The organism is Cupriavidus sp. 05N39, from assembly GCF_056397325.1.
The window spans coordinates 1-12746 of record NZ_JBFTNE010000065.1 but is presented as its reverse complement, the minus strand read 5'-3'; the positions used below and the strand labels follow the sequence as shown (position 1 = coordinate 12746).

11 protein-coding genes are annotated in these 12746 nt (G+C 67.3%); all 11 read right to left on the bottom strand.

What is annotated here, in order from left to right:
- Nucleotides 1–28: 28 nt before the first annotated feature.
- Complete coding sequence (locus tag AC1DN0_RS27030) at nt 29–847, bottom strand: MinD/ParA family ATP-binding protein (protein ID WP_441636780.1); 819 nt, start codon at nt 845–847, stop codon at nt 29–31.
- 3 nt (nt 848–850) lie between these two features.
- Nucleotides 851–3298 (bottom strand): flagellar biosynthesis protein FlhF, encoded by a 2448-nt coding sequence (gene flhF / locus AC1DN0_RS27025; RefSeq protein WP_477111320.1) that lies wholly within the window; start codon nt 3296–3298, stop codon nt 851–853.
- A 13-nt stretch (nt 3299–3311) separates the two neighbouring features.
- Nucleotides 3312–5399 (bottom strand): flagellar biosynthesis protein FlhA, encoded by a 2088-nt coding sequence (gene flhA, locus AC1DN0_RS27020; RefSeq protein WP_035866989.1) that lies wholly within the window; start codon nt 5397–5399, stop codon nt 3312–3314.
- Nucleotides 5396–6538: a flagellar biosynthesis protein FlhB gene (gene flhB / locus AC1DN0_RS27015; protein WP_441637021.1), complete on the bottom strand. Its 1143-nt coding sequence runs from the start codon at nt 6536–6538 to the stop codon at nt 5396–5398. The genes flhA and flhB overlap by 4 nt, the downstream gene beginning before the upstream one ends.
- A gap of 257 nt (nt 6539–6795) precedes the next feature.
- Entirely contained in the window at nt 6796–7431 is a 636-nt protein-coding gene (cheZ, locus tag AC1DN0_RS27010; RefSeq protein ID WP_035866991.1) for a protein phosphatase CheZ, read from the bottom strand.
- A 10-nt stretch (nt 7432–7441) separates the two neighbouring features.
- Nucleotides 7442–7837 carry a chemotaxis response regulator CheY gene (gene cheY, locus AC1DN0_RS27005; RefSeq protein WP_043357014.1) on the bottom strand — a complete coding sequence of 132 codons (396 nt, stop codon included), beginning with the start codon at nt 7835–7837 and terminating at the stop codon, nt 7442–7444.
- A gap of 88 nt (nt 7838–7925) precedes the next feature.
- Entirely contained in the window at nt 7926–9002 is a 1077-nt protein-coding gene (locus AC1DN0_RS27000; protein ID WP_035866982.1) for a protein-glutamate methylesterase/protein-glutamine glutaminase, read from the bottom strand.
- Nucleotides 9003–9025: 23 nt separating this feature from the next.
- Nucleotides 9026–9682, bottom strand: coding sequence for a chemoreceptor glutamine deamidase CheD (gene cheD / locus AC1DN0_RS26995; protein WP_045235733.1), 657 nt, complete (start codon nt 9680–9682; stop codon nt 9026–9028).
- Nucleotides 9682–10584: a CheR family methyltransferase gene (locus tag AC1DN0_RS26990; protein ID WP_441637018.1), complete on the bottom strand. Its 903-nt coding sequence runs from the start codon at nt 10582–10584 to the stop codon at nt 9682–9684. The genes cheD and AC1DN0_RS26990 overlap by 1 nt, the downstream gene beginning before the upstream one ends.
- Before the next feature lie 73 nt (nt 10585–10657).
- Nucleotides 10658–11152 carry a chemotaxis protein CheW gene (gene cheW / locus AC1DN0_RS26985; protein WP_035866976.1) on the bottom strand — a complete coding sequence of 165 codons (495 nt, stop codon included), beginning with the start codon at nt 11150–11152 and terminating at the stop codon, nt 10658–10660.
- Between the two features lie 21 nt (nt 11153–11173).
- Nucleotides 11174–12746: chemotaxis protein CheA (gene cheA / locus AC1DN0_RS26980; protein ID WP_477146143.1), on the bottom strand; the 1573-nt coding region annotated here is incomplete at its 5' end.

The following is a 12746-nucleotide window of genomic DNA, read 5'->3' as shown; positions in this document are numbered from 1 at the left end:
CGTGAGTCCTGGCTGCAGGCCCAGGCGTTTAAGCCAGGGCCGGGGCTGACGGCGCCAGCGGCGCCGTCGGGGTTGAACGGGAATCGGTGGACAAGGGCCAGTTGGCAATGCCCGTGGCGATGCGGCGTAGCGCGGCGGTAGCGGGCGCCGCGGGAAAGGCCTCCACCACGCAGCGGCCTAGTGCCACGCTGCGTTCCACCAGCGGGTCGTACGGCAGGCTGCCGGCGGGGCTCGCCTCGACGCCGAGATACTGGCTGGCGGTGCGCGCCAGGTTGCCCAGCACGGCACTCGCGGCGGCATCGCTGGCGGCGGCGTTGATCACCAGGTGGAAGCGCCGGCAGGCGTACAGGTGATTGAGCCGCTTGATGCAGGCATAGGCGGCCTTGATCGAGGCCGGCTCCGCGCGCAGCACCACAACGAGGTTGTGCGCCGTGCCGGCTACCTGCGACAAGCCGCCGTCCGCGTCGCTGCGGGCATCGGTGAGCACAGTGCGAAAGCCATTCAGCGCCTGCAGCCCGCCACCGGCCTGCGGACTGCCGGGCAACACCGCGATGGTGCCGGCCGGGCGCTTGCCCAGCGCGGCTTCCAGCGTCACGGCGCCGCCCAGCACGGCGGCCAGGGTGCCTTCCGGCATGGCGCCGGCAAGGCGGGTCGCGCGGGCGCCGAAGCGGTCTTCATCGATGAGCAGGACGCGCTCGCCTTGCATGGCGAGTGCGTTGGCCAGCCCCAGGGCCACCGTGGTGGCGCCGGCACCGGCATCGCTCGCGACCACCGCGATGCGGCGCGTGGCGCGGGGCGCCAGCATGCGCCGCAAGCTTTCCGCCTGGTCGGAGGCGAGTGAAGTCACGTCTTATTCTCCCTGCGTCAGCGTTTGCAACACGCGGCTGCCGTTCATGCTCGCTTCGAGCAGGCCGGCGGCGTCGCCGGGATGAAAGGCCTCCTGCGGCGCTTCGTGGGTGGCGGACGGCGTGGCGCGGCCACCTCGGCCGGGGTAGTTCTCCAGCACGTCGAGCAAGGCCAGCAAACGGCCGAGGCCTTCCACCAGCACGGCGGCGGCCGGCATCTGGCGGGCGGGCGCGCGGCCGGTCAGCCGCGCCAGGAACGCGGCGGCGCTATCGTCGCACGCTTGCTCCAGCCGCAGCGCGGCTACCGCCATCTGCAGGGCGAGCAGACGCGCGCAGGCTTGCGCTTCGGCCAGCGAGGATTCGTTGCCGCCTGCCTGCCCGCCCTGCCCCAGGTGATCCATTGCGTGGCGCAGCGTGCGAAGTTGCGCTTCGCCGGCTTCAGCCCAGCGGGCCCAGCGGGCCAGTTGCACGCCCTCGGCCGACAACGCCGGGTCGCACAGCAGGTAGTGAACCGCTAGCGTCTGGCCGTTCTCGCGATCGACCACGCGCGACACCAGCAGGCCGGCCTCGATGCCGCTCTCGGCGGCGCCGCGCGTGCCACGTGCCTGGCCCTCAAGCACGCGCACCGGCGTTTGCGCGATCCACTGCACGGCGTCGCGGCCGCGATAGTCCATATCTTCCACCGCGTGGAAGGTCAGCGTTTCGGCCAGCGCATCGAGCTTGACGGCCGCGCCACCGCTGACCACGCGCGTGGTCTTGCGCGCGGTGGCAAGCCAGCGCTCGCCGGCTTGCTGCCAGCGCGCCAGCGTGGCGGCGGCGGGCATGGCATCCAGCAGATTGACCACGGTACGGGCGGCGGCGATGGCGGCGCACAGGGTGGCAGCGTCGGCTTCCCATCCGCCTTGCCCGGCTTGCAGCGCCGGGCCGGTGCGGCCGGCGGGCGCGGCGGCGGCCGCCAGCGGCAGGCCGTCGCGGTCAGCCAGCCAGAGCGTGTGTTGCCAGGGGCGCGGCGCGCGGCGCCCTGCCACCGGCGCGGCGACCGTGGCGCTGAGCGAAAGCACGAAACGATCGCAATGGCGGCTCAGGTCGCGGCAGGCGGCTTCGCGCACCTGCTGCGCCATCAGGCGCGGCGAGGGCGCGTTCTCGGTGCGCTGCTGCCAGAGCGAGCGGACCAGCTCGAAGCTGTAGCTGCCAGCGTTCAGCTGCTGGACGCAATCGCCCACCGCGTTGGCGTTGTCGGTCAGCGAGCGCAGCATGCCGTCGGCGCCGCCGGCGCTGGTCGCGCGGGTGGCGTCGCCATCGTCCTGCGCGGGCATGGCACGGCGCGCGGCTTCCGCGTCGGCGAATACGGAGCCGCGGCGCGGCGTCTGGAACGCGCGCTCGACCAGCGACACGCCGTTGGCGAGTTCAAGGTGCTCGGGCACGCGCTGGCCGGTGGAGGCGTAGTAGACCGGCAGGCGGTGCCGGATCACCACGTCGAGCACGGAGCCCAGGTGCGTGGCTTCATCCAGCTTGCTGACGATACAGCCGTCGATGCCGCCGTCGGGCGTGGCATCGTGGCGGTAGGCGTGCACGACTTCGTTGAGGGTGTCGCCGTGGCTGGCGCCGTTGAGCAACAGGATGCGCTGCACCGGCGCCTGCACGCCGGCCAGCATGGCGATCTGCTCCGACAGGTTGCGGTCGCGCTGACTCATGCCGACGGTGTCGATGATCACCAGGTGCTTATCGGTCAGCGCCGCCAGCGCGAAGCGCAGGTCGGCCGCATCCTTGACCGCGTGCACAGGCACGCCCAGGATGTCGCCGTAGATGCGCAGTTGCTCGTGCGCACCAATACGGAAAGTGTCGGTGGTCAGCAAGGCCAGGCGTTCCGGGCCGTGCTTGAGCACGAAGCGCGCTGCCAGCTTAGCCGTGGTGGTGGTCTTGCCCACGCCGGTGGGGCCGACCAGCGCCAGCACGCCGCCCTGCGCGAACAGCGCATCTTCGTCGTTGAGCACCGGGACCTTGCGCGCCAGCTCCTGGCGGATCCAGGTCATGGCGGCGGGCCGGTCATGACCCAGCGGCAGGTGGCCGAGCAGCGATCGCGCAAGCTGTCCGGAGAAGCCAGCAGTCACTAACCAGGTAAACAGCGAATCGCGCAGCGGATCGCCGCCCAGCGACGGCAGGCTGTGGGTGCCTACGCCGGAGAACTGCCGCTCCATCATGGCGCGCATGGTCTGCAGTTCGCCGCGCAGGTCGCCAAGGGCGCCGTCGACGGCCACCACGGCGGCGGGCGGCGGCGTGAATACCGGTGCGGTGCTGGCGATGGCGCCGAGATCGGTGTCGCGCATGGCGACAATCTCCACGCCCCCCTCGACGGTGCGGTTGGACAGCACCACGGCGTCCGGTCCCATTGCCTCGCGCACCTGGCGCAAGGCCTCGCGGCCATTGGCCGCCACGAATTTAGCTACGCTCATCTTGCGAAACCCCTCACGCTGCGCCACCGATCATGGCGGTGATCCTGATATTTCTGTTGTCCGGCACCTCGGCATGCGAGAGCACCTTGAGCTGCGGCATGGTCCGGCGCAGGAAGCGCGCCAGCAGCGGGCGCAGCGGATGCGGCACCAGCAGCACGGGATCCAGCCCCAGGTGTTCCTGCCTGTTCACCGCATTTTGCGTTTGCTGCAGCAGGGCATCGGCCAGGCCAGGCTCGATGCCGCCGCCGTTAGTGAGCGCTTGCGACAGCACGCGTTCCAGCCCGGCGTCGAGGCCGATGACCTGGAGGTCAGCGCCGTTGGGGAACCACTGCTGGGTAATGGCACGCCCCAGCGCCACGCGCACCAGCGACGTGAGTTCGTTGGGATCGCTGATCTTCGGCGCGTGCTCGGCCACCACGTCCAGCACGGTGCGCATGTCGCGGATCGGCACGCTCTCGTCCAGCAGGTTCTGCAGGATCTTCTGCAGCGCGGTGAGGGTGATGACCTTGGGCACCAGGTCTTCAGTCAGCTTGGGCGATTCCTTGGCGATGCGGTCCAGCAGCGACTGCACTTCCTGGCGGCCAAGCAGTTCGGCCGCGTGCATATGGATCAGGTGGTTAAGGTGAGTGGCCACTACTGTGCTGGCATCCACCACGGTGTAGCCGTAGATCTGCGCCTGCTCCTTGAGCCCGCCCTCGATCCACACCGCCGGCAGGCCGAATGCCGGGTCCTGGCCGGGCGTGCCCGGCAACGGGCCGGAGACCTGGCCGGGGTTGATCGCCATCCACTGCCCGGGCGTCGCTTCGCCGCGGCCGATCTCCACGCCCTTGAGCGTGATGCGGTAGGCGTTGGGCTTGAGTTCCAGGTTGTCGCGGATATGCACCACCGGCACCAGGAAGCCGATTTCCTGCGCCACCTTCTTGCGGATGCTCTTAATGCGGCCGAGCAGTTCGCCGTTCTGCGCGCGGTCCACCAGCGGGATCAGGCGGTAGCCCACTTCCATGCCGAGCGGGTCCACCAGGCTGACGTCGTCCCAGCTGGCTTCGGTCGACTCGGGCACCATCGCGGGAGCGCGGTCCTCGCGCTTCTTCTCCTGCGCCTGCGATGCATCACGCCGTGCCACGTAGCGGCCGAACCACACCAGCGCGCCGGCAAAGGCCAGGAAAGCGAAGTGCGGCATGCCGGGGATGATGCCCATCATGCCGATGATGGCGCCGGTCAGGTACAGCACGCGCGGATTGGAAAACAGCTGGCCGGTCAGCTGCTGGCCCACGTCCTGCTCGTTGGAGACCCGCGACACGATCACACCGGCGGCGGTGGAGATCACCAGCGCCGGGATCTGCGCCACCAGGCCGTCGCCGATGGTCAGCAGGGTGTAGTTGCGCACCGCGGTGGCGAAGTCCAGGTCGTGCTGCACCATGCCCACCACCATGCCGGCGCCAACGTTGATGAACATGATCATCAGGCCCGCCACGGCATCGCCGCGCACGAACTTGCTGGCACCGTCCATGGCGCCGTAGAAGTCCGATTCCTGCGATACCTCGGCGCGGCGCTTCTTGGCGCCGTCTTCGTTGATCAGGCCGGCGTTGAGGTCGGCGTCGATCGCCATCTGCTTGCCGGGCATGGCATCGAGCATGAAGCGCGCGCCAACTTCGGCGATACGCCCCGCACCCTTGGTGATGACCATGAAGTTGATCACCACCAGGATGGCGAACACCACGATACCCACGGCGAAGTTGCCACCCACCAGGAAGTGGCCGAAGGCCTCGATCACCTTGCCCGCGGCGTCCGGCCCGGTGTGCCCTTCCATCAGCACGACCCGGGTCGAGGCCACGTTGAGCGACAGGCGCAGCAGCGTGGTGAACAGCAGCACCGCCGGGAAGGCGGCGAAATCCAGCGCCTTCTGCGTGTACATGCCCACCAGCAGCACCATGATCGACAGGGCGATGTTGAACGTAAACAACAAGTCCAGTACGAAGGGCGGCAGCGGCAGGATCATCATGCCGAGGATCATGATGATCAGCAGCGGGCCGGCCAGGGCCTTCATCTGGCCGCCTCCCCGCCCGCCGGGCAGGTTGAACAGCGAGGTCAATGCGTTCATGCTTGGCTTTCCGGTACGGCAAACTCGTCAGGCACCGGCAACTCGGAGGGTGCCTCCGGGTGCGGGCCGTTGCTGTGGTGCCAGTGCTTCAGTTGATAGACCCAGGCCAGAACTTCAGCCACGGAGGTGTACAGGCCGGCCGGAATTTCCTGGCCCAGCTCTACGTGACGGTGCAGCGCGCGCGCCAGCGGCGGCGCGGACAGCAACGGCACGCCGTTCTCGACGGCGATCTCGCGAATGCGCGCGGCAATCGCCTCGCTGCCCTTGGCCACCACGCGCGGCGCGCTCATGCGGCCTTCTTCATAGCGCAGCGCCACGGCGAAGTGCGTGGGGTTGGTCACCACCACGTCAGCCTTGGGCACCTCGGACATCATGCGGCGCTTTGCCATGGCGCGCTGCTGCTGGCGGATGCGCGCCTTGATATGCGGGTCGCCTTCGCTTTCCTTGTGCTCCTGCTTGACCTCTTCCTTGGTCATGCGCAGCTTCTTGTAAAACGTCCAGTACTGCCAGGGCACGTCGATCGCCGCCACCAGCACCAGCGAACCCGCCACCATGGCGCAGGCGCTCAGCACCATCTCCAGCATGTGCAGCAGCGCCTCGTGGATCGGTGCGCTCATCAGCGCGACAGCCTCGGGCAGCCGCCGCCACAGCACCCAGCCGGCCACGCTGCCAACCAGCAATGCCTTGGCGATGGCCTTGGCCAGTTCCACCAGCGATTGCGAGGAGAACAGCCGGCCCAGCCCCTTGAGCGGCGAGAGCCGGGAAAAGTCGGGGGCGAAAGACTTGGCGGAGAACAGCCAGCCGCCCAGCAGCATGGGGCCGGCCAGCGCCGCCACGCCAAAAAGGAGCAGCAGGGGCAGGAAGGCCAGCAGGCCCTCCCAGACCGTCACGGCAAAGTGCGACATCATGCGCGACGTATCGAAGGCAACGGCCGGCTCGAAGGCCAGGCCGGCGTGCAATACAGCGTCGAGCTTGCTGGCGAGCGTGCCGCCCAGCATCGACAGGCCCGCCACACCGCTCATCAGCATGATCAGCGTGGCGAGTTCCCGCGAACGCACGACCTGCCCCTCCTCGCGCGCCTTTTCCAGGCGCCGCGATGAGGCAGGTTCGGTTTTCTCGAGATCGCTTTCTTCGGACATGGCCGCTCCGTTACGAAGCGGCATGCGGCCGTTCGTCAGGGACGATTATCGGAGCGGGAAGCGGCGGGCATTAGGGGGAATAGGGCGGGGATTCTGGCGCTGTTTGCAGGATGGCGTCGCCCCAGGCGCGGCGCGGGCGGATGCGGCGCGCTACCCTCCGCCATGGCGGCGGAGGCTTTACCGGCAATGCGCCGGCAAATCCGGCCAGGCCGCCGCGGCGCCGCGGCAAGGGCGCCACCGCTGCCTGGCCAGGACGGTCAGAACCCCAGGCTGGCCAGGAGGTCGTCCACCTGCGACTGGTCGGAGACCACATCGGCCTTGCCTTCCGGGTTGACCTGCGGCCCGTTCATCAGCGTAGCCGGCGCCTCCACCCGACGATCGGCCGGCACGTTATCAATCAGCACCTGCAGCAATTCCTGCTCCAGGGAATGGATCATGTCCATCATCTTCTTGATGACCTGGCCGGTCAGGTCCTGGAAGTCCTGCGCCATCATGATGTCGAGCAGGTGGCTGCCGGTGGCGCGGGCCTGCTGCGGCACGTCCGTCAGGAAGGCACGGGTATCGAGCACCAGCTCGCGCGCGTCGCCCAGCTCCACCGGCTTGTCGAACCAGGCTTCCCAACGCTTGTCCAGCGCCTCGGCCTGCTTCTCCATGCCGGCCTGGATCGGCTGCGCCAGCTCCACCGCGGTCAGCGTGCGCTCGGCAGCCTGCTCGGTCATGGAGGCGATATAGCTGAGCCGGTCGCGCGCATCGGGGATGGCCTGGGCGGCACGCTCGATTTCCTTGTCGAGCCCCAATTCGCGCATATTGTCGCGCAGCATCCGTGTCAGGGCGCCAATGCGCTGGAACAGCTGCTCGGCAGATTCGTTGCTGAGAGTCGGAGTCGTCGACATATCGCCCACCTTATGCCCCTTCCTTCGCCAGTTTCTCGAAAATCTTGGTGATTTTCTCGTCGAGCGTCGCTGCCGTGAACGGCTTGACCACATAGCCGTTCGCGCCGGCTTGCGCCGCGGCGATGATGTTTTCCTTCTTGGCCTCGGCSGTCACCATCAGCACCGGCAGCTTGGCCAGCGGCCCTTCGGCGCGGATCGCCTGCAGCATGCTCAGGCCATCCATGTTCGGCATGTTCCAGTCGGAAATGACGAACTGGAAGCTGCCGTCCTTGACCTTCTCCAGGCCGGCGGCGCCGTCTTCGGCTTCCTCGACGTTGGCAAAGCCCAGTTCCTTAAGCAGGTTGCGGATGATGCGACGCATGGTGGGGAAGTCATCGACCACCAGGATCTTCATGTTCTTGTCCACTCTAACGGCTCCAATACAGTTGTGGAAAGTTGCTTCAATACCTGCGCCTGCCCCACCGGTATGCGGCCGGGCAAGCGCTTGTGCCCCGTCAAACCCGCTGCGCGCGCGTCCCGAAGGTGGCCAGGCGCGCCATCACGCGCTGGCTCATCGCGTGCAGCGGTACTACCTCATGCACCCCGCCGGCGGCAATCGCCTCCTTGGGCATGCCGAATACGATGCAACTGCTTTCGTCCTGCGCCAGGTTGTAGGCGCCGGCCTCGCGCATGCGCAGCATGCCTTGCGCCCCGTCCTTGCCCATGCCGGTCAGCATCACGCCGATGGCATTCTTGCCGGCATGTTTGGCCGCGGAGTCGAACAGCACCTCCACCGACGGCCGGTGGCGGTTGACCGCCGGCTCCTGCGACAGGTGGGCCACATAGTTGGCCCCGCTGCGCGCGAGCAGCAGGTGCGAGTCTCCCGGCGCGATATAAGCGTAGCCGGGCAGCACGCGTTCGCCGTGCTCCGCTTCCTTGACCGTGATCCGGCACAGGCCGTCCAGGCGCTGCGCGAACGAGCGCGTAAAGCCGGCCGGCATGTGCTGGACGATCAGCACCGCCGGACAATCCGGCGGCATCGGCATCAGGAATTCCTTGATGGCCTCGGTGCCGCCGGTGGATGCGCCGACGATGATCAGCTTTTCCGTGGACAGCAACGGGCTGCGCAGCATCGGGGCCGCAGGCACTGCCGCCTCCGCGCTGGCCGGCGCGGCGCTGCGGATGCGCGCGCGCGAAGCCGCGCGAATCTTGTCGGCGATGGTGTCGGTGTAGTCCATCAGGCCGTCGCGGATACCGAGCTTTGGCTTGGTGACGAAATCCACCGCACCCAGCTCCAGCGCGCGCATCGTGATTTCCGAACCGCGCTCGGTCAGCGACGATACCATCAGCACCGGCATTGGCCGCAGCCGCATCAGCCGCTCCAGGAAATCCAGACCATCCATGCGCGGCATTTCCACGTCAAGCGTGAGCACATCCGGGTTCAGTCGCTTGATCAGGTCGCGAGCCACAAGCGGATCGGGGGCGGTTCCCACCACCTCCATATCGCTCTGGCTGTTGATGATCTCCGTCATCAGGCTGCGTATCAGCGCGGAATCGTCCACGCACAATACCTTGATCTTGGCCGCGGTCATGTCTTGAAAAAATCCTTGTCGGTTCAGGAGACGGCAGCCGATGGCGTGCGCCGTGGAAACAGTTCCGCGCCGCCCTTCTCGGGCGCGGTGCCGGAGCTGGCAATGGCGCGCGCCAGGGCGCGTTCGTTGCGCTCGACCACCACCTGGTCATCCTGGCGTGTGAGCCGGCGCACCAACGCCAGCCCGGTAAGCGGGAAATAGCTGACGCGGCGCGCATGCGGGCCGCGCAGGTCCTGGGCGGCCACGCGTATCTCTTCGGCCTTCAGGTACCTGAGCACGAACTCGGCGTTGCGATCGCCGATATTCAGCGTGGTCATATTGGCCAGCACCGCGCCACCGCCGAATACCTTGGCTTCGAGCCGCTCGCGGCGCGCGCCCATCTTCAGCAATTCGTTGATCAGCACTTCCAGGGCGTAGGAGCCGTAGCGCATCGATGCGGAGAGCAGCCGGTCCGCACCCGCGCCGTCGTCGTCCGGCAGCATGAAGTGGTTCATGCCCCCCACCCCGGCCTTCTCGTCGCGGATGCAGGCAGCCACGCACGAACCCAGCACGGTGGTAAGCACCACGTCCTCGCGCGTCACGTAATACTCGTTCGGCAACAGCTTGATGGCCTGCTTGCCGAACTCGCGGTCGAAATAGCTGCGGGTGGCGATCGCTTCAGGCAACTGCGGGGTGCGCATCACGAACCTCCCAGCCGGGCCGAAGGCGGCGCCAGTTCATACACGGTCTGCCCGCGCAGCTGGAACGCGCGCGTCACGTAGGAGAAATTCTCCGAGTGGCCCGCGAACAGCAGCCCGTGCGGCTTGAGCAGCGGCACGAAGCGCTCCAGGATCTTGCCCTGGGTGGGCTTGTCGAAATAGATCATCACGTTGCGGCAAAAGATCGCGTCGAACTTCTCGCGAATCCCCCAGTCCGGCGCCAGCAGGTTGAGCGGCTCGAAACTGATGGTGCTTGCCAGGTCCGGCTTGACCTTGACCGCGCCGGCGCGCTGGCCGGTGCCCTTGAGGAAGAAGCGTTTGAGCCTTTCCTGCGAGAGCTTGTTCACCTGCTCGGTGGTATAGACCCCGGAACGGGCCTTGGCCAGTACCTGCGTATCGATGTCCGTGGCGAGCACGGTGGCGGCACGCTCGCCCAGCGCTTCGGCCAGCGTGATGGCGATGGAGTATGGCTCCTCGCCGGTCGACGCGGCCGAGCACCATACGGAGTACGGCCGCCCGATCTTCTTCGCATGCTCCGCCAGCAAGGGGAAATGATGCGCCTCGCGGAAGAACGATGTCAGGTTGGTGGTGAGCGCGTTGGTAAAGAACTCCCACTCGTCGGAGCCATCATCGGCATCGAGCATGGCCAGGTAGGTGCCGAAGTCGACGAGCTGCAGCGTGCGCAGGCGCCGGGCCAGCCGGCTGTACACCATCTCCCGCTTGTGGGCGCCGAGCGAGATACCCGCGCGGCGATGGATCATGGCGCGGATCTTCTCGAAGTCGCGCTCGGTCAGCAGGAAGTCACGCGGCTCGTCGCGCCGCATGGAAGCGGGCTGCGCCGATTGCGGGCCGGCGGCAAAGGCGGTTGGTCGAGGCTGCGTCATGTGTTGCGAGGGCGGTTGGCCGTGGTCTTGCTAAGGCGCGCTTTTGCGTGCTTGCGCGTACCGGAATGCGGGATCAGGCGAACTCGGCTTCCACCAGTTCCATTTCCGGGCTGGTCATCAGTTTTTCGATGTCGATCAGGATCAGCATGCGGCCGTCGACGGTACCGAGGCCGGTCAGGTGCTCGTTCGAGACCGAAACGCCGAACTCCGGTGCGGGCTTGATGGCTTCGCCGGTCAGGGTCAGCACATCCGAAACGCCATCCACCACGATGCCGACGACACGTCCGGCGATATTGAGGATGATGACCACGGTCTGGTGGTCATAGCGCACGTTGCCGAGCCGGAACTTCAGGCGCAGGTCGACGATCGGCACGATCACGCCGCGCAGATTGGTCACGCCCTTGATGAAGTCAGGCGCGTTCGCCAGGCGGGTCACCGCGTCGTAGCCGCGGATCTCCTGTACCTTGAGAATGTCGATGCCATATTCTTCGCTCCCCAGCGTGAAAACCAGGAATTCCTGCCCGGAGGCTTCGCTCCCCGGGGTATCGATGTGTCCGATGCCGGCCATGATGTCTTGTTCTCCTGAGCGTTAAGCAAGCGCCGGGTCTTGGCGGCGCACACCGGTGCGCTGCAGCGCACCGACGTCCACGATCAGTGCCACGCTGCCGTCGCCGAGGATGGTGGCGGCGGAAATGCAAGGCACCTTGCGGTAGTTGGTTTCGAGATTCTTCAGCACGACCTGGTGCTGGCCGATCAGCTGGTCCACCAGCATCGCGAAGCGCTTGCCTTCGGCCTGCAGGATCACGGCGATGCCCTGGGTGGGCTCATGCACGGCATCGGCCACGTTGAACACGCGATGCAGTTCCAGCAACGGCAGGTACTCGCCGCGCACGTGCATGACGCGGTCGTTGTTGGCAGCCGTGTGCACGTCTTCCGGCTTGGGCTGCAGCGACTCCATCACGCAGTTCAGCGGCAGGATGAAGGTTTCCGCGCCCACCTTGACGGACATGCCGTCCAGGATCGCAAGCGTCAGCGGCAGCACGATGCGGGTGGTGGTGCCCTGGCCGGGGCGCGACGTGACCTCGACGTGGCCACCCATTTCCTGGATGTTCCGCTTGACCACGTCCATGCCCACGCCACGGCCGGACAGGTCGGTCACCGCTTCGGCGGTGGAGAAGCCCGGCGCGAAGATCAACTGCCAGACTTCCTCGTCGCTGATGTTCTCCGACACCGGCAGGCCGTTCTGCAGCGCCTTGGCGAGGATCTTGTCGCGGCGCAAGCCGCCGCCGTCGTCGCTCACTTCAATGACGATGTTGCCGCCATGGTGCTGCGCCGACAGGATCAGTTGCCCGGTGGGTTCCTTGCCCGCGGCAACGCGCAAGTCCGGTGTCTCGATGCCGTGGTCCAGGCTGTTGCGCACCAGGTGGGTGAGCGGATCGATGATGCGTTCGATCAGGCTCTTGTCGAGCTCGGTGGCCTTGCCGAAGGTGACCAGGTCGATCTGCTTGCCCAGCTTGCCGGCCAGGTCGCGCACCAGGCGCGGGAAGCGCGAGAACACGTAGTCCATCGGCATCATGCGGATCGACATCACGGCTTCCTGCAGGTCGCGCGCATTGCGCTCAAGCTGACCCATGCCGGAGAACAGCCGGTCGAACAGCACCGGATCGAGCGCCGAGGCCGTCTGCGCCAGCATCGATTGCGTGATGACCAGCTCGCCCACCAGGTTGATGATCTGGTCGACCTTTTCGGTCGGCACACGGATGGAGCCGGACTCCTGTGCGTGAGCCGCGGCAGCGGGCTGCGCCTTGGCCTTTTCCTTTGCGGGAGCCGGTGCCGAGGCGGCCGCCGGTGCGGCGGCTGCGGGAGCCGGAACCGGAGCGGGAGCCGGTGCCGGTGCTGCTGCCGCTGCTACCGGGGCAGCCGGCGCGTCTGCCGCTTCCACCACGATCTGGTCGCCGTCGACGACGAAGCAGCACACGGCGATGATGTCGTCGGCGCTGCACTGGCTCTGCAGCCAGACGGTGAGATCGCCGCCCACTTCCTGCTGGCCCGTGATCTCGCCCAGGTTGGCGAGCTCTTCGCGTAACAGCGCCTGGTCGGACGGCGATACCTTGATCAGCGTCACCTTCAACCCGCCGCCCGCTGCGGGCGCGGGCGCCGGC

Excerpts from the sequence above, each read along its gene's own strand:
- flhF (WP_477111320.1), bottom strand. The coding sequence starts at position 3,298 with ATGAGCGTAGCTAAATTCGTGGCGGCCAATGGCCGCGAGGCCTTGCGC.
- flhA (WP_035866989.1), bottom strand. The coding sequence starts at position 5,399 with ATGAACGCATTGACCTCGCTGTTCAACCTGCCCGGCGGGCGGGGAGGC.
- flhB (WP_441637021.1), bottom strand. The coding sequence starts at position 6,538 with ATGTCCGAAGAAAGCGATCTCGAGAAAACCGAACCTGCCTCATCGCGG.
- cheZ (WP_035866991.1), bottom strand. The coding sequence starts at position 7,431 with ATGTCGACGACTCCGACTCTCAGCAACGAATCTGCCGAGCAGCTGTTC.
- AC1DN0_RS27000 (WP_035866982.1), bottom strand. The coding sequence starts at position 9,002 with ATGACCGCGGCCAAGATCAAGGTATTGTGCGTGGACGATTCCGCGCTG.
- cheD (WP_045235733.1), bottom strand. The coding sequence starts at position 9,682 with ATGCGCACCCCGCAGTTGCCTGAAGCGATCGCCACCCGCAGCTATTTC.
- AC1DN0_RS26990 (WP_441637018.1), bottom strand. The coding sequence starts at position 10,584 with ATGACGCAGCCTCGACCAACCGCCTTTGCCGCCGGCCCGCAATCGGCG.
- cheW (WP_035866976.1), bottom strand. The coding sequence starts at position 11,152 with ATGGCCGGCATCGGACACATCGATACCCCGGGGAGCGAAGCCTCCGGG.